Source organism: Pedomonas sp. V897, from assembly GCF_051304405.1.
Lineage (GTDB): Bacteria > Pseudomonadota > Alphaproteobacteria > Sphingomonadales > Sphingomonadaceae > Pedomonas.
In genome coordinates this window covers 205,091-225,278 of the sequence record NZ_JBPPGG010000002.1, presented here as the reverse complement: position 1 = coordinate 225,278, position 20,188 = coordinate 205,091, and the positions used below count along the sequence as shown (strand labels likewise).

Here is a 20,188-nt window from a genome sequence, read left to right as displayed (position 1 = left end):
TTATTTGATCGAAACAAGAAAAATGGTTACATATAGATAACATTATTCCATCATTTTCGCTTCCCTCACGACATAATCGAACCCCGGACGGAAGCACCTGCTTCGCCATCAACCCTCTGTTTTCGTGAGTAAACTACCCGCGCACAGTCACACCGGCCCCACGCCCCCGGCCAAGCGTGGAGGCACGGGCGCACGTCAGCGCGGCCGGCTCTGTCGTTACTTGCGTTTTTAAAGTTTGTTACTGGCGGCCATCGCGGCAGGCAGTTCGGCGGACTGCTGCACGTCCTCGCCTCCGGCGCGGGGCACCCTGCCGAGGGCGCGCACATAGGCGGCAACGCGCGCGCTGGCGGCATCCGGCCGGGCCCGGTAGGCTTCCCCGTCCGCCTCCAGATCAGCGAGCGCGGCGCCGACGGTTCCGGGGGTCAGCAGGCGGCCAAAGTCTTCCAGGGTGCTGGCGCCGGTCATGCGCGCCACCATCAGCCCGCCCAGCGCCGGCTTGAAATGACCGGCCTCCCAATACCAGCGCATCCGGGTGGTGTAGTCGCCAGGCCGGGGCACCGCCTCCATCGTCTGCCGGTTGTAGCCGAGGAAGGACCACAGCGGCACACCCTCCCGCGCGGCAAGCGCCGCCAGCCGCACATGCCACTGCTTCAGGTCCTCCATCCGGCCGGTCTGCCGCAGCGTCTCCAGCAGCTCCGCATGGTAGGGATAGGTGAACAGCACCACCGTCACCCCTTGCGCGCGGGCAAAGGCGAGGAACTGCTCCAGCCGCGCCCAGGCGGGATTGCGGCCGGGCCCCGGCCACGCCATGCGCCGGGGCCGGGTCAGCAGCCGCTCCACCGTCTCCCGCGTCCGCTGCTCGAACAGGGCGGCGTGCCCTTCCCGCGCCACGTGCCCGTGATAGTTCTCCAGCGGCGTGAAGCCGTTGGCCCGCGTGTCGGCGGGATGGACCTCGCCCTGCTCCACGAGGGTGAGCACGGAATCCACCAGCGCGTCGAGCGACACGGTGGTGCCGGCCAGCCCCTTGAGCCGCGCCGGGAGCCGGGCCTGGCGCGGGGGCAGCGCCGCGCCGTCGAACCCGGACCACTGGTCCTCCGGCACGAGGAAGTCGAAGAAATCAACGCCCAGATACACCCGCTCCGGCCGGTGCCGGGCCATGGCGGCCGTCAGCGTCTCGATGACGCTGGCCATGCCTTCGCCCGGCAGCCCGAAGTTGTAGACGGGCTGGAACGCCGCTGGCCAGGCCGCGTCCTGCGGATCGAGCCCCACGTCCACCCGGCTGTTGCCCGCCAGCACCGTGCGCGGCTTCTGGCGCAGGTACTGCCCGGTCTTGGCGATCTTCAGGTGGCTGTGCACCTTGGGCTTGTAGAGGTTGATGCCCTCCCGCCGGGGCGTGCCCCAGTAGTCGTAGGGGTCGATGATGACCGTCGCGGCGAGGAAGCCGCCGATCGTCACCCCGGTCGAGAGCAGGCTGGTGCGCAGGAACCGCTTGGCCGACATGATGGTGCCTCCCCGCCGGCTAGAACTGGAAGTAGAGGAATTCGGAGACGCGCGGCAACGCGAACAGACCCACGGCGAAGGCAACGCCCGAGGCCACCGCCCAGCCCATGCTCAGCCGCCAGGCGAGCGGGCGGCGCAGCGGCGGCTGGCCGATGTGCAGCGCCGGGCGGTAGCGCGACAGGATCTGCTGGCTGTTGGGGCAGAGGGTGGTGACGCCCAGCAGCACCGCGATCCAGCTCCAGGCGAGCACGAACTGCTGGCCGCTGAGGCCGGGGTCGCTGTGGCCGTGGGCGGCGAGCCACGCACCGAGCGGCCCCAGTTGCGCTGCCAGCCCGGCTGGCAGGGCAAAGCCGTTCAGGCCGAGCATCCCCTCCAGCATCCGCCCCGCGCCCGCGAGGCTGGTGGCGCGGAACAGCACCCACCCCGCCACCACGGCGAGGAAGGTCGCCAGCCAGCAGGCAAGGTGGTAGGCGCGCAGGCGGACGAGCCACCGGGGCGCGAGGACGTTCCAGCCGTGGTTCACGCACAGGTAGGCACCGTGGAGCACGCCCCAGGCGACGAACGTCCACCCCGCCCCGTGCCACAGGCCGCCCAGCGCCATGGTGGTCATGAGGTTGGCGTAGCGGCGCACCCGGCCCCGCCGGTTGCCCCCGAGCGCGATGTAGAGATACTCCCGCAGGAAGGCGGAGAGCGTCATGTGCCAGCGCCGCCAGAAGTCGCTGATGCTGCGCGCCTTGTAGGGCGAATTGAAGTTGAGCGGCAGGCGCACGCCGAACATGAGCGCGGCGCCGATGGCCATGTCCGAATAGCCGGAGAAGTCGAAGTAGAGCTGGAAGGTGTAGGCCAGCGCCCCGCTCCAGGCGGTGAGCAGGTCGGGCGACGCCCCGGCGTCGGCGGCGGCGAACACCGGGTTGGCACAGGCGGCCACGCTGTCCGCGATCACCGCCTTCTTGACGAGGCCGATGCCGAACATGGCCAGGCCCACCGCCAGATGGCGCTCATCCCAGTGGCGGCCGGAGAGGCGGCGGAACTGGGGCAGCACCAGCTGGGCGCGCACCACCGGCCCGGCGATCAGCTGCGGAAAGAAGGAGACGAACAGCGCATAGCGCCCGAGGCTCGTCTCGCACGGCTCGCCCTTGTAGGTATCGACCACGTAGGCGATCTGCTGGAAGGTGAAGAAGGAGATCGCCAGCGGCAGCACCACCGGCCCCAGCGACAGCCCTGCCCCCGTGGCGGCGTTGACCGTCTCCACCAGAAATCCGGCGTATTTGAAATAGCCGATGAGGCCGAGGTTGAAGGCAACGCCGCCGATGGCGATCCACCGCCGTGCCCCCGGCCCCGGCCGCCGCCCGCCTCCGGGCCAGACGCCGCCCAGCGCCAGCCCCGCCATGTAGTTGACCGCGATGGAGGTGCCGATCAGCAACAGGTAGACCGGTTTCCACCAGCCGTAGAAAAACAGCGAGGCCGCCGCGAGCCACGGCACCGCCAGCGCGCCGGCGGCGTTCCGCTTCAGCCAGAGAAACACGCCGAGCGTGATCGGCAGGAACGCAAGGATGAATTCGTAGCTGTTGAACAGCATGGCTTCTCCCCGCCGCGCCCCGGCCTGACGGCGCCAGAGGCGCCGGCCGGAGCCGCAGTGAAAACGGCGGACACGTCAGAACGGCGGAAAACGTGGCGATACGAACGAAGGCTGCGGAACGAACGAAAGACGCGGAACGGATAAAAGACGGGGGAACAGGAAAAGACCCGGGAACGCAGCGCGCAGCGGAAACAGGGGGTGCGCTTACCAGTGCTCACGCACAGGTTCACTTATAGGGTGACCGCCCGTCCTTTCCAGACACAAGGGTGAAAAAAATTTCCCGCAAGTCATTGTTATCACGTATCAATTCAGAACATTCAGCTTACTTCCGGCGCCTGCCCCGCCGCCGCGCCCGGCCCGGCCGATCCCCCCGATCCGGGCGTGTCCGCACATTGCGGTCTTGAGTTTTGGCGGATGAAAGGCCACACGAAGCGCCGGTCCAACAGTTTTGCTGTCGAGAGGCGCGCGCCATGCACGACATCCGCTTCATCCGTGAAAATCCCGAGGGCTTTGACGCCGGGCTTGCCCGCCGGGGTCTCGCCCCGCTGAGCGGCGAGATTCTCGCGCTCGATCAGGAGCTGCGCGCTGTCCTCACCGAGATGCAGCAGGCTCAGGCCCGCCGCAACGAGGCCTCCAAGCTGATTGGCCAGGCCAAGGCGCAGAAGGATGAGGCTCGGGCGCAAGAGCTGATGGCCGAGGTGGCGGCGCTCAAGGAGAAGCTGCCTGCGCTGGAGGAGAAGGAGCGGCAGGTGCAGGCGCGCCTCAACGCCCGCCTCGCCGAGATCCCCAACCTGCCCGCCGCCGACGTGCCGGAAGGACCGGACGAGACCGCCAACGTGGAGATCCGCCGCTGGGGCACGCCGCGCGCGTTCGATTTCGAGCCGAAGGACCATGTGGACGTGGGCGCGGGGCTCGGGCTCGACTTCGAGGCCGGGGCCCGGCTCTCGGGTGCGCGCTTTGTGGTGCTGAAGGGCCAGATCGCCCGGCTGGAGCGGGCCCTCACCCAGTTCATGCTGGACGTGCAGACCGGGGAGCATGGCTACACCGAGGCCAGCGTCCCCTACCTGGTGCGCCCAGAGACCATGATGGGCACGGGCCAGCTGCCCAAGTTCGAGGAGGATCTGTTCAAGACCACCGGCGAGACCCCCTATTACCTGATCCCGACCGCCGAGGTGTCGCTGACCAACCTGGTGCGCGAGGAGATCGTGCCGACCGAGGCCCTGCCGCTGCGCCTCACCGCCGCCACCCCCTGCTTCCGCGCCGAGGCGGGCGCGGCCGGGCGCGACACCCGCGGCATGATCCGCCAGCACCAGTTCACCAAGGTGGAGCTGGTCTCCATCACCACGCCGGAGGAGTCGGAGGCCGAGCACGAGCGCATGACCCGCTGCGCCGAGACCATTCTGGAAAAGCTGGAGCTGCCCTACCGCACCGTGCTGCTCTGCTCGGGAGACATGGGCTTCTCCGCCCGCAAGACCTACGACATCGAGGTGTGGCTGCCCGCCCAGAACACCTACCGCGAGATTTCCTCCTGCTCCAACTGCGGCGACTTCCAGGCCCGGCGCATGAACGCCCGCACCCGCGCGAAGAACGAGAAGAACACCCGCTTCGTGCACACGCTCAACGGCTCGGGGCTGGCCGTCGGCCGCACCCTGGTCGCCATCCTCGAAAACCACCAGCAGGCGGACGGCAGCGTGGTCATTCCAGCAGCCCTGCGGCCGTACCTTGGCGGCATCGAGCGGCTGGAGCCGCAGGCGTAGGGTGGTTGGTTGTCAACATGCAGGAGGGTCTCAACCCTCCTGCACCTCCCATTCGATCAGAAAGGGTCGTGTCCGCCATGAAGGGTGCGGCCCTGAAAATGAAAGGGAGCGCGAGGGGCGAGCCCCTCGCATGATTTCGCTCCAGTCGAGGTTGAGTTGATCCATGCGCATTCTCCTGACCAACGATGACGGCATCCACGCGCCCGGCTTTCAGGTGCTGGAGGAAATCGCCCGCCAGTTGAGCGACGATGTCTGGGTGGTGGCCCCGCTCGAGGAGCAGTCGGGCGCGGGCCACTCCCTCTCCCTGTCCCATCCGGTGCGGGTGCAGCGGTTCGGGGAGCGGCGTTTCGGCGTGCGCGGCACGCCGACCGATTGCGTGATGATGGCCATTGGCCGGCTGATCGAGGGCCCGAAGCCCGATCTCATCCTCTCCGGCGTCAACCGGGGCGCGAACCTGGCGGAGGACGTGACCTACTCCGGCACCGTCTCCGCCGCCATGGAAGGCACGCTGGCGGGCGTCCGCTCCGTCGCCCTGTCGCAGGCGACCATCGAGCGGCCCGTGGGCACGGAGGCGTTCGCCGCCGCCCGCGCCCATGCGGTGCCGGTGCTGAAGACTTTGCTGGCGGCGGGCTGGCCGGAGAACGTGCTCATCAACATCAACTTCCCGCCCTGCCCGGCCGAAGAGGTGCGCGGCGTGCGCGTCACCGAGCAGGGATTCCGCGACTACGGCCAGCCGCTCATCGAGGAGCGGGTCGATGTGCGCGGCTTCACCTACTACTGGTTCGGCCTTGGCCGCGAGATCTCCGAGCCCGGCCACGAGACCGACCTGAAGGCGGTGCGGGAGCGTTTTGTTTCGGTCACGCCGCTGCATCTGGACCTGACGCACCGTGGCTCCATGGCCGCGCTCACCAACGCCTTTGCCCAGCGGAACGGTTAAGTCTTTCTCTGGCGGCGCATTGCCCCTAGACTTCCGCCCGTGACGAAAGGCACCCGACATATCCTCGCGGCAACCGCGCTCGTGACCTTGTCCGCCTGCACGTCCGGCTACGTCTCGGGCTATGACGAGATCCGCCAGCGCCAGGCGGCCGAGCAGGCGCAGAAGACCCAGCCGCCTGCCCGCGCGGCGAGCCAGACCCGGCCCGCCGAACCGGCCAACTCTGCCAGGACGGGAACGTCCGCCAAAACCGGAACTTCTGCCAAGAAGACCGGAACGTCCGCCACCGCCGCGAAGTCCGCCAGTGCCGCGAAGACCGGGTCCACCACGTCTACCGGGTCCGCCACGTCTGGCGCATCCGGCACGGCACGCGCGGCGTCGGCAAGCGCCGCGCCTCCCGTCGCCCAGACCAACGTGCACACCGTCGGCGGCGGCACCGTCACGGTGCAGCGGGGCGAGACGCTGTTCGCCATTTCCCGCCGCACCGGGGTCGAGCTGCGCGATCTGATCGTCGCCAACAATCTGGAGCCGCCCTACACCTTGCAGGCGGGCCAGACCCTCACCATCCCGGCGGCGCGCTATCACGTGGTGCGCCCGGGCGAGACTGGCTACAGCATCTCCCGCGCCTACGGCACGGATCTGACGACGCTGGCCCGGCTCAACAATCTGGAAAAGCCCTATGCCGTGCGGGTGGGCCAGCGCCTGCGCCTGCCCGCCTCGCCCGCCCTCGGCACGGGCGAGGCGCCCCGCCAGCTGGCGGCCCGCCCGGCAGGCAGCACCGCCTCCGCCGCCCCGGCCGCCCCCTCCGCCCAGACGCCGCAAGCCGCCCAGGCAAAGCCCGGGACCCAGACCGCCGCGGCGGCCCCGAAGCCGCTGCCTGAGCCGGCGGCGTTCTCCGGCACCTTCACCTGGCCGCTGACGGGGCGGCTGCTCTCCACCTTCGGCCCCAAGCAGGGGGGCCTGCACAACGACGGCATCAACATCGCCGCCACGCAAGGCGCGACCGTGCGCGCCGCCGCGCCGGGCGTGGTCGCCTACGCGGACAACGGCCTCAAGGGTTTCGGCTGGCTCGTTCTCATCAAGCACGGCGACGGCTGGGTGACGGCCTACGCCCACAACGAGGCGGTGCTGGTCAAGCGCGGCGACACGGTGCGCGCGGGCGAGCCCATCGCCCGGGCCGGGGCGACCGGCTCGGTGGACCGGCCGCAGCTGCATTTCGAGATCCGGCGCGGGCGTCGGGCGGTCGATCCGCTCAAGCATCTGCCGCCCAGTCCGGTCAGCTAGCCATTCTTCCCCTTGCACGCCCCGGCACGCCGACTAGATTGGGCGATGGTGCGCCGACTCCGAAGGGCTGCGACTTGACACCGCTCCCGTAAGCTGTTAGCGCCCGCCGTTCTCCAAAGGTTTTCAGATGAGGCTCTATCATGGCACGCGTCACCGTTGAGGATTGCGTCGAAAAGGTTCCCAACCGCTTCGACCTGGTGCTCTATGCAGCCCAGCGCGCCCGCCAGATTTCGAGCGGTGCCGAGCTGACGGTTGACCGCGATCGCGACAAGAACCCGGTTGTCGCCCTGCGCGAGATCGCAGAGGAAACCGTCCAGCCGGAGCAACTGCGCGAGGCTCTCATCCAGTCGATGCAGAAGGTCGTCGAGGTGAAGGACGAGATCCCGGACGAGGAGGTCTCGCTGGCCGCCTCCGCCGCCGCGCTGCGCCTCACCGCGTCCCAGCCGCCGCGCCCGGCCGTGGAGGAAGACGACGGCGGCGAGGACTGATTCCGCCCGCCAGAACCGATGCGAAAGAGCCGTCCCGGACCTGCCGGGGCGGCTCTTTTCTTTCTGCCCGGCATCGGTCCGGCCGCAGAGGCCATGCCACACCTGTTGCAGAAATGCGCAAAATACGCCTGCCCCGGCTGGTTCCCCTCGAAATGACCTCTTATATTCGCTACCTAACGCCTGATAAGCAGGCCGGAGAGGCGGGATTTGGCGAGGGATCCGCATCCTCGGGTCTGACGTAACGAGTGAGGTTTGGGTTCCCCCGTGCTGAGACAGTATGAACTGGTCGAAAAGGTAAAATCCTACGATCCCGACGCAGACGAGGATATGCTGAACCGCGCCTACGTCTTCTCGATGAAGGCGCACGGCACCCAGAAACGCGCCAGCGGCGACCCCTACTTCTCCCACCCCATCGAGGTTGCCGGCATCCTCACCGACCTGAAGCTGGATTGCGAGACCATCACCACCGCCATCCTGCACGACACCATCGAGGACACGGTCGCCACCTACGAGCAGATCGAGCAGCTGTTCGGCCCCGACGTGGCCCGGCTGGTGGACGGCGTCACCAAGCTCTCCCGCATCGAGGCGCAGACCGAGTCCGAGCGCGCGGCCGAGAACTTCCGCAAGTTCCTGCTGGCCATGTCGGACGACATCCGCGTGCTGCTGGTCAAGCTGGCGGACCGGCTGCACAACATGCGTACCCTCCACTTCATCCCCAAGGAGGAGAAGCGCCGCCGCATCGCCCGCGAGACGCTGGAGATCTACGCGCCGCTGGCCGAGCGCATCGGCATGTACGAATTCAAGGACGAGATGACCGAGATCGCGTTCCGCGAGCTCGAGCCTCAGGCCTATGAGTCCATCACCAAGCGCCTGACCCAGCTGCGCGAGACGGCAGGCGACCTGGTGCCCCGCGTCATCGAGGACATCGAATACCTGCTCCACCAGCACGGCCTCGAAGCCGAGGTGCTGGGGCGGGAGAAGCGCCCCCACTCCATCTGGAAGAAGATGCAGGAGCGGGACATCAGCTTCGAGCAGCTCTCCGACATCGTCGCCTTCCGCGTCATCGTCGAGACGGTGCCCGAGGTCTACCGCGCGCTCGGCATCATCCACGGCCGCTGGCCGACCGTGCCCGGCCGCTTCAAGGACTACATCTCGACGCCCAAGCGCAACGGCTACCGCTCGGTCCACACCACGGTCATGGGGCCGGGCCGCATGCGCATCGAGATCCAGATCCGCACCCGCGAGATGCACGCCCAGGCGGAACTGGGCCTTGCCGCCCACTGGGCCTACAAGCAGCACATCCACCCGGAAAGCGGCCAGCAATCCCCCTGGATTCAGGACCTGCTCGAAATCCTCGAACACGCCTCCAGCCCGGAGGAGTTCCTGGAACACACCAAGATGGCGATGTACCAGGACCAGGTGTTCTGCTTCACCCCGAAGGGCGAGCTGATCCAGCTGCCGAAAGGCTCGACGCCGGTTGACTTCGCCTATGCCGTCCACTCCCGCCTCGGCGACACCGCCGTCGGCGCCAAGGTGAACGGCCGCGTCGTGCCGCTGCGCACGGTGCTGAACAACGGCGACCAGGTGGAGATCCTGCGCTCCTCCGCCCAGCAGCCGGACCCGGCGTGGGAGACCTTCGCCATCACCGGCAAGGCCCGCTCTGCCATCCGCCGCTATGTGCGCCAGAAGGAACGGGAAGACGGCATTGCGCTCGGCCGCCGCCTGCTCGATGCGCTCATCGAGCGCATCAAGGTGCCGCTGGCCGACGGGGCGATCCGCGACGCGGTGGAGCGGCTGAAGCTGCCGGACGAGGAGGCGCTGTATCTGGCCCTCGCCCGCCACCAGCTCGCCGACGAGGTGGTGATGGAGGCGATCCTGCCCGGCTCGACCGGCGGGCAGCCGCGCCGCCGCAAGGCCGCCCCCGAGCCCGAGTCCGGCAACGCGCCGCTGGCGCTGTCCATCCAGGGGCTCACCCCCGGCGCGATCGTGCATCTGGCGGAGTGCTGCCACCCCATCCCCGGCGACCGCATTGTCGGCATTCGCGAGACCGGTCAGGGCGTCAATGTGCACGCCATCGACTGCAAGACGCTGGAGTCCTTCTCCGACCAGCCGGAGCTGTGGATCGACCTGCGCTGGCATGGCGACGCGGAGCGGGCCGAGCGTTTCGTCACCCGCCTGGCGGTGGTGATGCGGAACGAGCCCGGCGCGCTGGCGACGGTGGCCACCATTCTCGGCCAGAGCGACGCCAATATCGCCAATCTCAAGCTCACCCACCGCGACCGCCAGTTCTTCACCTTCGAGCTGGACGTGGAGGTGATCGACCTGCGCCATTTGACAAGGGTGCAGGCGGCGCTTAGGGCAGCGCAGGTTGTCAGCTCGGTTGAGCGCATCAGGTTGTAAGGATTGTAGAGACCATGACGAACGACGAGGTTCTTGCCGAATTCCGCGCAGCGGGCGCCCTGCTTGAGGGCCACTTCATCCTGTCCTCGGGCCTGCGGTCTCCCATGTACCTGCAATGCGCCCTGGTGCTGAAGAACCCGCGGCGCGCCGAGAAGCTGTGCAAGGCGCTGGCCGCGGCGATCCCCGCCGAGATCCGCGACCAGATCGACCTCGTCGTCTCCCCCGCCATGGGCGGCGTTGTCGTCGGCTACGAAATGGCCCGGGCGCTGGGCGTCGAGGGCATCTTCACCGAACGGGTCGAGGGCCAGTTCCAGCTGCGCCGCGGCTTCGAGATCCCGGCGGGCGCGCGCGTGTTCATGATGGAGGACGTGGTCACGACCGGCCTCTCCTCCCGCGAGTGCATCGCCACCATCGAGGCCAACGGCGGGCGCGTCGTCGCTGCCGGTGCGCTGGTTGACCGCTCCAACGGCAAGGTGGATCTGGGCGTGCCCTTCTTCCCGCTGATCCGCCTCGATGTGCCGACCTACCAGCCCGACCAGCTGCCGCCCGAACTGGCCGCCATCCCGGCCATCAAGCCGGGCAGCCGCGGGCTGAAGGCGTAAGCCGGGGTATTTTTTTCTGCAGGAGGGTCTCGGACCCTCCTGGCAACCTCCCGTTCGATTTATCGGGCCGCGTCTGGCCGTGTCTGGCAGTTGCAGCGGTGCCTTCCGGATACCCGGAGAAGCCGGTAAAACCGCCCAGAGGCAAGCGCCGGAAACGCGTCCGATAAAACGAATGGGAATGCGGAGGATGCTATTGAATGTTCGCCTCCGCGAACGGGTGAATGTTCGCCTCCGCGAACGGGTGAATGTTCGCCTCCGCGAACGGGTGAATGTTCGCCTCCGCGAACGGGGTTCCTCTGCAGAATGAACGTGCTACCGTTCACCGGATGGGAGTGCATCATGACGGCAGTTTATCAGCGTCTCGGCGTCAACATCGACCATGTGGCCACCATCCGCAACGCCCGGGGCGGCGCGCATCCTGACCCGGTGAAGGCGGCGCTGCTCGCCGTCGAGGCCGGGGCGGACGGCATCACCGCCCACTTGCGGGAGGATCGCCGCCACATCTCCGACGACGACATCGCCCGTCTGGTGGCGGAGGTGCGCCGTCCCCTCAACCTGGAGATGGCGGCCACCGAGGAGATGGTGGAGATCGCGCTGCGCCACCGCCCCCACGCCGCCTGCATCGTGCCCGAGCGGCGGCAGGAGCGCACCACCGAGGGCGGGCTGGACGCTGCCGGCCAGTTCGAGCACCTGCGCCCCATCGTTGCCCGCCTGAAGGACGCGGGCATCCGCGTCTCCCTGTTCATCGAGCCCGAGGCCGCCCAGATCGAGGCCGCCGCCCGGCTGGGCGCGCCGGTGGTCGAGCTGCACACCGGGCGCTACTGCCACCTCACCGGCACCGCCGAACAGGCCGAGCTGACCCGTCTGCGCGAGGCGGCCCTGCTCGGCGCCTCGCTGGGCCTTGAAATCCACGCCGGGCACGGCCTGCGCACCGACAATGTGGGCCCCATCGCCGCCATCCCGCAGGTGGTGGAGCTGAACATCGGCCACTTCCTCATCGGCGAGGCGGTGTTTGTCGGCCTGGCGGAGGCCATCCGCCAGATGCGCACCGCCATGGACGAGGCCCGCAAGGCGGCGCTCTGAGGCGGATTGTCGGGAGAGGCCTTCTCTTTTGCGGAAGGGGCCCGGCCCCGCCTGCAAAACGCCCGGAAAAAGATATATATACGCCCCATGACCATCATCGGCCTCGGCAACGACCTCTGCAACATCGAGCGGATTCAGAACTCGCTGGACCGGTTCGGCGCGCGGTTCATCAACCGCGTGTTCACCGACATCGAGATCGCCCGGTCGGAGAAGCGGGAGCTGACCCGCGCCGCCAGCTATGCCAAGCGCTTCGCGGCGAAGGAGGCCTGCGCCAAGGCGCTGGGCACCGGCTTTCGCGCGGGCGTGTTCCTCAAGGACATCGGCGTCGTCAACCTGCCCTCCGGCAAGCCGACCCTGGCACTCACCGGCGGAGCGGCGGCACGGCTCGCCGCGATCACCCCTCCCGGAATGACGGCGGAGATCCATCTCACCTTGACCGATGACCACCCCTGGGCGCAGGCAATTGTTCTCATTACGGCTCGTCCGGCCTGAGCGCGTGCTGGTCCCGTGCGACTTGACAGCTTTGCCCGTGCGGGCCAAGAGCAGGCGTCCCGATATTTGGTTATGAAGAATGGCTGATCCAGACACCCCCACGGAGGCCACCGCATCCGCCAACGCCTCCAAACCTGTCGAAGCCAAGACCGGCTGGTTTGATGAAAGCAAGGAACTCGTCAAAACCATCGTCTACGCGGTGCTGATCGCGCTCGGCTTCCGCTCGGTTGCCTACGAGCCGTTCAACATTCCCTCCGAGTCCATGCTGCCGGGGCTACTGGTCGGCGACTACCTGTTCGTCTCCAAGTTTCCCTACGGCTACAGCCGCTACTCCTTCCCGCTCGGGCTGGCCCCGATCGACGGGCGCCTGTTCGGCGGCGAGGTGAAGCGCGGCGACGTGATCGTGTTCAAGCTGCCGGCGGACAACTCCACCGACTACATCAAGCGCGTCATCGGCCTGCCGGGCGACGTGATCGAGATGCGCCAGGGCGTGCTCCACATCAACGGCCAGCCGGTCCGGCGCGAGCGGGTGGAGGACTTCGAGGTGAAGGTCTCCCCGAACACCGACTGCGCGGCCAAGTATCCCTTCTACCGGGTCAGCGACGGCAACGGTACCGTCACCTGCCGCTACCCGCAGTTCCGCGAGACGCTGCCGGGCGGCCGCAGCTACCTGACGCTCGACCTCATCCCCGATGGCCCGCGCGACACCACCCGGCCCTACTTCGTGCCCGCCGGTCACTACTTCGTGATGGGCGACAACCGCGATGACTCTGCGGACAGCCGCATGTCCGCCGCCGAGAACGGCGTCGGCTTCCTGCCGGCGGAGAACATCGTCGGCCGCGCCGAATTCCTGTTCTTCTCCACCAACGGCGAGGCCCGGCTGTGGACGCCGTGGAAGTGGCACAAGACCGTTCGCTGGAACCGCCTTTTCCAGGCCGTTGAATGAGCACCGAGGTCGTGCAGGACTGGGCCGAGCAGAAGCTCGGCCGCCGCTTCCGGAATGCCGAACTGCTGGTCGAGGCACTCACCCACACCTCGCTGCCGGGCCGCAACTACCAGCGGCTCGAGTTTCTGGGTGACCGGGTGCTGGGCCTCATCATCGCCACCTGGCTCTACGAACGCCATCCGAACGAGAGCGAAGGCAAGCTGAACCGCCGCTTCGTCGAGCTGGTGCGCGGGCAGACCTGCGCCCGCATCGCCCGTGACCTCGGCGTTGCCCGCCACATCCGGCTGGAGCGCACCGCCCGCGAGCAGGGCGTCAACGAAACCGTCAACGTGCTCGGCGACGTGTGCGAGGCGCTGATCGGCGCGCTCTACCTCGACGGCGGCATGGCAGCGGCCCGCAAGTTCGTGCGTTCCGCCTGGGAGCCCCTGCTCACCGGCGCGGCAACGGTGGAGAAAGACCCCAAGTCCGCCCTTCAGGAATGGGCGCAGGGACGCGGCCTGCCGCTGCCCGCCTACGCCATCGTCGGCCGCAGCGGCCCGCACCATGCGCCGCAGTTCACGGTCGAGGTGACGGTCCGCACGCTGGACCCCGTCCAGGCGACCGGCAAGTCCCGCCAGGAAGCCGAAAAGCAGGCGGCGGCCGCCCTGCTCGCCAAGGTCAGAGAAGAGAAGAATGACTGAGATTACCTCCCCCACGTCCCCGGCCCCTCGCCCCGGCGAAGGCCCGTCCGAGGGCGCCACGTTCTGCGGTGAAGTCGCCATCATCGGCGCCCCCAACGCCGGCAAGTCCACCCTGGTCAACGCGCTGGTCGGCAGCAAGGTCGCCATCGTCAGCGCCAAGGTGCAAACCACCCGCACCCGCCTCATCGGCATCGCCATCGAAGGCAACGCCCAGCTGCTGCTGGTGGATACGCCGGGCATCTTCCGCCCCCGCCGCCGGCTGGACCGCGCCATGGTCAAGGCCGCGTGGGACGGCGCGCAGGGCGCGGACGTGATCTGCCTCATCGTCGATGCCAAGCGCGGCATCACCGAGGAGGTGGACAGCATCCTCACCAACCTGGCGCAGGATCAGTCCGGCGCGCCCCGGTTCCTCGTCCTCAACAAGGTGGACATCACGCCCAAGGAAAAGCTGCTCGCCCTGACGGTGAAGCTGCACGAGCGCGTGACCTTCGACGAAACCTTCATGATCTCCGCCCAGCACGGCGACGGCGTCGCCGACGTGAAGAAGGCCCTCGCCCGGCGTATGCCGGAGAGCCCGTGGCACTACCCCGAGGATCAGGTGGCGGACGTCACCCAGCGCCTCATGGCGGCCGAAATCACCCGCGAGCAGATCTACCACCAGCTTCACGACGAACTGCCCTACTCGGCCACCGTCGAGACCGAAAAGTGGGAGGAACGCCGCGACGGCTCCGCCGCCATCCACCAGGTCATCTACGTCGAGCGCGAAAGCCAGAAGGCCATCGTGCTCGGCGCCAAAGGCGCGCGCATCAAACAACTGGGCGCCGCCGCCCGCACCGAAATGGAAGCCAACTTCGGCCGCCGCGTCCACCTGTTCCTGTTCGTCAAGGTCAAACCCGACTGGGCCGACGACCGCTCCGTCTACAAGGACATCGGCCTCGACTGGGTGGAGTGATGTCCTCTTTCCAGGAATGTTTTGCAGGAGGGACTCGTCCCTCCTGCACCTCCCGTTCGATTTAAAGGGCCGTGCGCTTCAGGAAGGGCACGGCCCTTGTTTTGTCAGGAGGAAACACGGCCGTGTTTCCAGTGCGCGCCTGAAACACCGCTATTTAACGACCTCCTCCTCCAGAAATCGCCTCCGCTTCACCCCGCACGTCCGCTTGAAATACCCGAAGGACATCGGGCTGGACCGGGCCGCGTTTCCAAGTGCGCGCCTGAAACGCGGCCGGACAAACTCAAGGGAGGTGCAGGAGGGTCCAAGACCCTCCTGCAAAATCTGGAAAAACCCTCTACAACCACCCCATGCACTGGTCCGGGTCTGCCATCATTCTGTCCATGACCGCTCACGGCGAGAGCGGGGCGATTGTGCGTGTGCTCACCTCGGATGCGGGGTTGATTGCGGGGTATGTGCGCGGCGGGTCCGGGCGGCGGCTGCGTCCTGTTCTGGTTCCGGGCAACCGGGTGAAGGCGGAGTGGCGCACGCGGGTTGAGTCCCAGTTGGGGCACATGACGGTGGAGCTGGACCATTCGGCCGCGCCGATCGTGTGGGGGCCGCGTCTTGGCACGGCGATCCTGGACTGGGCGACGGCGCTGACGGCTGCGGCCTTGCCGGAGCGCCAGCCTTATCCGACGATTCACGAGGCGCTTTCGGGCCTGCTGACGGTGATGGAGGCGAGCGCGGAGCCGCGCGCCTGGGCGGCGACGCTGGTGCGCTATGAGCTGATCCTGCTCAGCGAGCTGGGGTTTGGGCTCGATCTCACCCACTGCGTTGCCACCGGCGCCACGGAGGATCTGGCGTTTGTCAGCCCCAAGTCCTCGCAGGCGGTGTGCCGGGAGGCGGGGCTGCCCTATGCGGCGCGTCTTCTGCCCCTGCCCGCCTTTCTGCTGCCGGGCGGCCTGCCGGCTGGCCAGTGGCCGGCGTGGTCCGCCATTGCCGACGGGCTGAAGCTCACCGGCCATTTCCTGGATCGCGACATTCTGGTCGGGCGGGTGCAGAGCCTGTGGGAAGCGCGCCACCGCATTGAATCCATTGTTTATCGCGAACACAACGAGAACAACAGTAGCCGACCTTCCGGCAACCCGTTATAAGCATCGCCATGGCAAAGACACCGCAAGTTCCCGAAGCAGAGCGCATTCAAGACGAGCCGTTCTCGGAGGCGCTTTCCACCCGCTATCTCACCTATGCCCTCTCCACGATCATGGCGCGCTCGCTGCCGGACGTGCGGGACGGCCTGAAGCCGGTGCACCGCCGCCTCCTGTGGGCGATGCGTCTGCTGAAACTGGACCCCAACACGGGGTACAAGAAGTGCGCCCGCGTCGTCGGCGACGTGATCGGTAAGTATCACCCTCACGGCGACCAGTCGGTCTATGACGCCCTCGTGCGCCTCGCCCAGACCTTTGCGGTGCGGTACCCGCTGATCGACGGTCAGGGCAACTTCGGCAACATCGACGGCGATAACGCGGCGGCCATGCGCTACACCGAGGCGCGCCTCACCACCGTTGCCAGCGAGATGATGCAGGGGCTGGACGAGGAGTGCGTGCCCTTCCGCCCCACCTATGACGGCGAGGAGGAGGAGCCGGAGATCTTCCCCGGCACCTTCCCCAACCTGCTGGCCAACGGCGCGGCGGGCATTGCGGTGGGCATGGCCACCTCCATTCCGCCGCACAACGTGGCCGAGCTGGTGGACGGCCTGACCCTGCTGCTCGACAACCCGGACGCCTCGACCGAAGCCCTCGTCGACCTGATCCCCGGGCCGGACTTCCCGACGGGCGGCATCATTGTCGAGAGCCGGGAGTCGATCATCGAGTCCTACAAGACCGGCCGCGGCAGCTTCCGCCTGCGCGCCCGCTACCACATCGAGGATCAGGGCCGCGGCACCTGGGCGATCGTTGTCACCGAGATCCCCTATCAGGTGCAGAAGTCCAAGCTGATCGAGCAGATCGCCGGGCTCATCAACGACAAGAAGCTGCCGATCCTTGAGGACGTGCGCGACGAGTCGGCGGAGGAGATCCGGCTGGTGCTGGAGCCCAAGTCCCGCACCGTCGATCCGACCGTGCTCATCGAGAGCCTGTTCAAGCTGTCGGATCTGGAGATTCGCTTCCCGCTCAACCTCAACGTGCTGGACAAGAACCGCGTCCCGCGCGTCATGAGCCTCAAGGAGGCGCTGGAAGCCTTCCTTGATCACCTGTTCGACGTGCTGCGCAAGCGCACCGAGTACCGGCTCGGCAAGATCGCCGACCGGCTCGAGCTGCTGGGCGGCTATCTCATCGCCTACCTCAACCTGGATGAGGTCATCCGCATCATCCGTGAGGAGGATGATCCCAAGGCGGAACTCATCAAGGCCTTCAGTCTCACCGACCGGCAGGCCGAGGCGATCCTCAACATGCGTCTGCGCTCCCTGCGCAAGCTGGAGGAGATGGAGATCCGCAAGGAGGACGCCGAGCTGCGCAAGGAGCAGGCGGAACTTCAGGAGCTGCTGGCCTCTCCGGCCAAGCAGTCCCGGCGGATCAAGAAGGATCTGGCCGAGCTGAAGAAGCGCTACGGGCCGGAGACGGAGCTGGGCAAGCGCCGCACCACCTTCGAGACGGCCAAGGAAATGCCCTCCATTCCGCTCGAGGCGATGATCGAGAAGGAGCCCATCACCGTCATCTGCTCCGAGAAGGGCTGGGTGCGGGCGATGAAGGGCCACATCAGCCTCGAGGAGGAGCAGAAGTTCAAGGATGGCGACGGCCCTGCCTTTGCCTTCCACGCCTACACCACGGACAAGATCCTGGTGGTGGCGGACACGGGCCGCGTCTTCTCGCTGGGCGCGGACAGGCTGCCCGGCGGGCGCGGGTTCGGCGACCCGATTCGCCTCATGATCGATCTGGAGTCGGACGCCCGCGTGGTCGCCATGTGCCCCTGGCGGGCGGATGCCAGATATCTCCTCGCCTCCAGTGACGGGCGCGGATTCGTTGTGGCGGCGGAGAACGTGCTCGCCCAGACCAAGGCGGGCCGTCAGGTCATGCGCCCCAAGGGCAACGCCCGGCTGGTGGCCTTCCTCCCGGTGCAGGGCGACCACGTGGCGGTCATCGGCGAGAACCGCAAGCTGCTGATCTTCCCGCTGGAGCAGGTGCCGGAGCTGTCCTCCGGCCAGGGCGTCACCCTCCAGAAGTACAAGGACGGCGGCCTGTCGGACGTGACCCTGTTCACGCTGGCCGAGGGCCTGTCCTGGCCCATGGGCGGCTCGACGGGGCGCACCCGCACCGAGACCAACCTGAGCGACTGGATCGGCAACCGCGCTCAGGCGGGCCGCCTGCCGCCGATGGGCTTCCCCAAGAACAACCGGTTCAGTGGCTAGGTCAGGTATAGCGGTTCAGGTTCAGGTTCCGCTTCGGAGGCTCAGCGGCGAGCCCGGCGGCTTGCCGGGCCTCCAGAGTTCCACCTCCAGCGATCAACCTCCAGCGATCCAGCCCCGCATCGGCCTGGCCCTGCAGGCTCGGGCCGGTGCGGACCGGATCGCGGGGAAACGGGCAGCGAAAGACCGGGTGGCGACGGCCTGAACGGCCGAGGACCAAACCGCGCCGGACTGGATCCCACCCGGCAGAACCACATCCAACTGAACCGGGAAGGAACGGACCGTCTGGGCCGGACCGCTCCGGGCTGGACCGCGTTGAGCCGGACCCCACCCGGCAGAACCACACTCAACTGAACCGCTCCGGGCTGAACCGCGCTGAGCCGCCCCCCCGGCAGGACCACATCCAACTGAACCGCGCCGGGCCGGACCGCGCTGTATCGCCCGGTGACGAACCAGATCGAAGGCTGGCAAAGGGCTCTCAGGAGTAATGGGCTCTCACAAGCTGTGGGCTTTCACAAGATGTGGGCTCTCAGGAGCCGGCGTCGCACGCTGCCGACTCCATCCCTTCACCGGGCGTGTTGCAATCCTCCTGACCGCCGTTGTTCCCCGGCGCCCTCTTGACCGAGGCCGTGCAAACGCCAGCGCCTCACTCCCGGGCAGACGAGCGGCGTTCCTCACGGGCCAGAAAGCGGTCCATCCGGCTGGACAGGTCGGCGACCTGACGGGAGTTACGCTCGATCAGGCGGGCGCTGCGGTCGATCATGCGGGCGTTCTGTTCGGAGAGGGTGGTGACCTTGTCCAGCTGCATCTGCTGCGCCCGCGCGCTATCCGCATAATCCCCCGAATAGCTGAGGAAGGTGAACAGCAGGCTGAGCGAGACGGCAAATCCGCCTGCCACCGTGCCGATGAGCGTCCAGGTGGTGGGCAGCGCCTCGATCTTCGCCCCCAATGCCCGCAGGTCCGCGCGCATCTCGGCGATATCGGCGCGCAGTTCGGAGTGGACGCCGTCGATCTTCGCGTCGACATAATCCTTCTCGGAGACCATGTTTGCTCCTCTTGGGCTTGCTGCTCCAGCAGCAGGTTCTCCGGCGGCTGCCTCTGGGACAGCTGCTTCTCCGGCGGCGGCTTCTCCGGAGGCTGCTTCCCGTGAGCGGGAGGCACCGGTCCCGGCACCGGCACCGGCCCCGACCCCAAGAGCCCTGCCGATCACCAGTTTTATGGGCCGAAGCCGCCCGGCGCTTCCGGGATCTGCCGAGGTTTCGGGAAAACCGGAAGGTCCGGCGAGCCCCGAGGGCCCGGCGAGCCCCGGCCCGAACAGTGCGCTGCCCGCCTCAGCCATGGGTGCAGCCCGCCCCGGCTGCATGGCCTGCTGTGCCTGCCGTATCCCGACCGGCCATATCCCGACCAGTCGTATCCCGACCAGTCGTATCCCGACCAGTCGTATCCTGCTGGATCTGAAACGAGTGTCTCCGAGCCGTATCCCGCTGCGAGGGAGATTCGTAGAGATCGGGTTTGTTGTCCATTTTTATACACCCAATCAGTCTTCAACCTGTCAGAAGATTACTCCTGTACTAATCCAAATGACAGGGCCTTATGGTCGAATATCCCCCTGACGACAAAAGCCCCGGCGGGTCGCACCGGGGCTTTCGCAGATCCTCCCGCCGGGGGCGGGCGTCGCCGGGGCGCGGTCACTCCCCGGTGGGGTTGGTCTTGAGGTAGGCGATCAGGTTGGCGCGGTCTTCCGCCTTGGGCAGGCGGAACATCATGCTCGTGCCCTTCACCACCTGCATGGGATTGGCGAGGTAGGCGTCCAGCGTCTCCTCGTCCCAGGTGAGGCCGGACTCGGCCATGGCCTTGGTGTACTTGAAGTCCGCCTGGCCGGCCTTGCGGCCGAACACGCCCGCGAGGCTCGGGCCCATCATGTTGTCGCCCGCCTCCAGCGAGTGGCAGCTGGAGCAGCGCTTGAACACCTTCGCACCGGCGACCGGGTCGCCTTCCGCAGCGGCCGGGGCCGCCGCCGCCAGCATCGCCACCGCGCCAATCAGGGAAAAGCGGATCAGCACAACACAACCTCCTTCTTCACCAAACCCTCGGCATCATGCTCTCGGG

Annotated in this window: 17 protein-coding genes; 13 read left to right on the top strand and 4 right to left on the bottom strand. The window is 67.5% G+C overall.

Annotation, left to right across the window (positions count from 1 at the left end; all coding sequences use genetic code 11):
- Positions 1-228 precede the first annotated feature (228 nt).
- Entirely contained in the window at positions 229-1,500 is a 1,272-nt protein-coding gene (locus tag ACSJJU_RS07080) for a hypothetical protein (RefSeq protein WP_435914620.1), read from the bottom strand.
- A 19-nt stretch (positions 1,501-1,519) separates the two neighbouring features.
- Positions 1,520-3,079 carry an MBOAT family O-acyltransferase gene (locus ACSJJU_RS07075; RefSeq protein WP_435914619.1) on the bottom strand — a complete coding sequence of 520 codons (1,560 nt, stop codon included), beginning with the start codon at positions 3,077-3,079 and terminating at the stop codon, positions 1,520-1,522.
- Between the two features lie 470 nt (positions 3,080-3,549).
- Here ACSJJU_RS07075 and serS point away from each other — a divergent pair, with 470 nt between their 5' ends.
- From serS to parC, 13 genes are all read left to right on the top strand, one after another.
- Complete coding sequence (gene serS, locus ACSJJU_RS07070) at positions 3,550-4,836, top strand: serine--tRNA ligase (protein ID WP_435914618.1); 1,287 nt, start codon at positions 3,550-3,552, stop codon at positions 4,834-4,836.
- A gap of 163 nt (positions 4,837-4,999) precedes the next feature.
- On the top strand, positions 5,000-5,773 hold the full coding sequence (gene surE, locus ACSJJU_RS07065) for a 5'/3'-nucleotidase SurE (RefSeq protein ID WP_435914617.1): 774 nt from the start codon (positions 5,000-5,002) through the stop codon (positions 5,771-5,773).
- A gap of 39 nt (positions 5,774-5,812) precedes the next feature.
- Complete coding sequence (locus ACSJJU_RS07060) at positions 5,813-7,054, top strand: peptidoglycan DD-metalloendopeptidase family protein (RefSeq protein WP_435914616.1); 1,242 nt, start codon at positions 5,813-5,815, stop codon at positions 7,052-7,054.
- A 140-nt stretch (positions 7,055-7,194) separates the two neighbouring features.
- On the top strand, positions 7,195-7,542 hold the full coding sequence (rpoZ, locus tag ACSJJU_RS07055; RefSeq protein WP_435914615.1) for a DNA-directed RNA polymerase subunit omega: 348 nt from the start codon (positions 7,195-7,197) through the stop codon (positions 7,540-7,542).
- A gap of 264 nt (positions 7,543-7,806) precedes the next feature.
- Positions 7,807-9,942 carry a RelA/SpoT family protein gene (locus ACSJJU_RS07050; RefSeq protein ID WP_435914614.1) on the top strand — a complete coding sequence of 712 codons (2,136 nt, stop codon included), beginning with the start codon at positions 7,807-7,809 and terminating at the stop codon, positions 9,940-9,942.
- 14 nt (positions 9,943-9,956) lie between these two features.
- Positions 9,957-10,544 (top strand): orotate phosphoribosyltransferase, encoded by a 588-nt coding sequence (gene pyrE, locus ACSJJU_RS07045; RefSeq protein ID WP_435914613.1) that lies wholly within the window; start codon positions 9,957-9,959, stop codon positions 10,542-10,544.
- 339 nt (positions 10,545-10,883) lie between these two features.
- Positions 10,884-11,627: a pyridoxine 5'-phosphate synthase gene (locus ACSJJU_RS07040; protein ID WP_435914612.1), complete on the top strand. Its 744-nt coding sequence runs from the start codon at positions 10,884-10,886 to the stop codon at positions 11,625-11,627.
- Between the two features lie 87 nt (positions 11,628-11,714).
- Positions 11,715-12,119 carry a holo-ACP synthase gene (acpS, locus tag ACSJJU_RS07035; RefSeq protein WP_435914611.1) on the top strand — a complete coding sequence of 135 codons (405 nt, stop codon included), beginning with the start codon at positions 11,715-11,717 and terminating at the stop codon, positions 12,117-12,119.
- Between the two features lie 79 nt (positions 12,120-12,198).
- Positions 12,199-13,065, top strand: coding sequence for a signal peptidase I (gene lepB, locus ACSJJU_RS07030; RefSeq protein ID WP_435914610.1), 867 nt, complete (start codon positions 12,199-12,201; stop codon positions 13,063-13,065).
- Positions 13,062-13,745 carry a ribonuclease III gene (gene rnc / locus ACSJJU_RS07025; protein ID WP_435914609.1) on the top strand — a complete coding sequence of 228 codons (684 nt, stop codon included), beginning with the start codon at positions 13,062-13,064 and terminating at the stop codon, positions 13,743-13,745. The genes lepB and rnc overlap by 4 nt, the downstream gene beginning before the upstream one ends.
- Positions 13,738-14,697, top strand: coding sequence for a GTPase Era (gene era / locus ACSJJU_RS07020; protein ID WP_435914608.1), 960 nt, complete (start codon positions 13,738-13,740; stop codon positions 14,695-14,697). Before rnc ends, era begins: the two co-directional genes overlap by 8 nt.
- A gap of 347 nt (positions 14,698-15,044) precedes the next feature.
- Positions 15,045-15,830 carry a DNA repair protein RecO gene (gene recO, locus ACSJJU_RS07015; RefSeq protein ID WP_435914607.1) on the top strand — a complete coding sequence of 262 codons (786 nt, stop codon included), beginning with the start codon at positions 15,045-15,047 and terminating at the stop codon, positions 15,828-15,830.
- 8 nt (positions 15,831-15,838) lie between these two features.
- On the top strand, positions 15,839-18,082 hold the full coding sequence (gene parC, locus ACSJJU_RS07010; protein WP_435914605.1) for a DNA topoisomerase IV subunit A: 2,244 nt from the start codon (positions 15,839-15,841) through the stop codon (positions 18,080-18,082).
- Between the two features lie 643 nt (positions 18,083-18,725).
- Here parC and ACSJJU_RS07005 read toward each other — a convergent pair.
- Together ACSJJU_RS07005 and ACSJJU_RS07000 are read right to left on the bottom strand one after the other, a co-directional pair.
- Complete coding sequence (locus tag ACSJJU_RS07005) at positions 18,726-19,124, bottom strand: hypothetical protein (protein WP_435914604.1); 399 nt, start codon at positions 19,122-19,124, stop codon at positions 18,726-18,728.
- Positions 19,125-19,767: 643 nt separating this feature from the next.
- A complete protein-coding gene (locus tag ACSJJU_RS07000; protein WP_435914603.1) occupies positions 19,768-20,142 on the bottom strand; it encodes a c-type cytochrome in 375 nt (124 codons plus the stop codon).
- Positions 20,143-20,188 lie beyond the last annotated feature (46 nt).

What these genes read in the sequence shown, in the direction of transcription:
- acpS (WP_435914611.1), top strand. Translation starts at nt 11,715, where the DNA reads ATGACCATCATCGGCCTCGGCAACGACCTCTGCAACATCGAGCGGATT.
- ACSJJU_RS07075 (WP_435914619.1), bottom strand. Translation starts at nt 3,079, where the DNA reads ATGCTGTTCAACAGCTACGAATTCATCCTTGCGTTCCTGCCGATCACG.
- serS (WP_435914618.1), top strand. Translation starts at nt 3,550, where the DNA reads ATGCACGACATCCGCTTCATCCGTGAAAATCCCGAGGGCTTTGACGCC.
- ACSJJU_RS07080 (WP_435914620.1), bottom strand. Translation starts at nt 1,500, where the DNA reads ATGTCGGCCAAGCGGTTCCTGCGCACCAGCCTGCTCTCGACCGGGGTG.
- ACSJJU_RS07005 (WP_435914604.1), bottom strand. Translation starts at nt 19,124, where the DNA reads ATGGTCTCCGAGAAGGATTATGTCGACGCGAAGATCGACGGCGTCCAC.
- lepB (WP_435914610.1), top strand. Translation starts at nt 12,199, where the DNA reads ATGGCTGATCCAGACACCCCCACGGAGGCCACCGCATCCGCCAACGCC.
- ACSJJU_RS07040 (WP_435914612.1), top strand. Translation starts at nt 10,884, where the DNA reads ATGACGGCAGTTTATCAGCGTCTCGGCGTCAACATCGACCATGTGGCC.
- surE (WP_435914617.1), top strand. Translation starts at nt 5,000, where the DNA reads ATGCGCATTCTCCTGACCAACGATGACGGCATCCACGCGCCCGGCTTT.
- recO (WP_435914607.1), top strand. Translation starts at nt 15,045, where the DNA reads ATGCACTGGTCCGGGTCTGCCATCATTCTGTCCATGACCGCTCACGGC.
- pyrE (WP_435914613.1), top strand. Translation starts at nt 9,957, where the DNA reads ATGACGAACGACGAGGTTCTTGCCGAATTCCGCGCAGCGGGCGCCCTG.
- parC (WP_435914605.1), top strand. Translation starts at nt 15,839, where the DNA reads ATGGCAAAGACACCGCAAGTTCCCGAAGCAGAGCGCATTCAAGACGAG.
- rnc (WP_435914609.1), top strand. Translation starts at nt 13,062, where the DNA reads ATGAGCACCGAGGTCGTGCAGGACTGGGCCGAGCAGAAGCTCGGCCGC.
- era (WP_435914608.1), top strand. Translation starts at nt 13,738, where the DNA reads ATGACTGAGATTACCTCCCCCACGTCCCCGGCCCCTCGCCCCGGCGAA.
- rpoZ (WP_435914615.1), top strand. Translation starts at nt 7,195, where the DNA reads ATGGCACGCGTCACCGTTGAGGATTGCGTCGAAAAGGTTCCCAACCGC.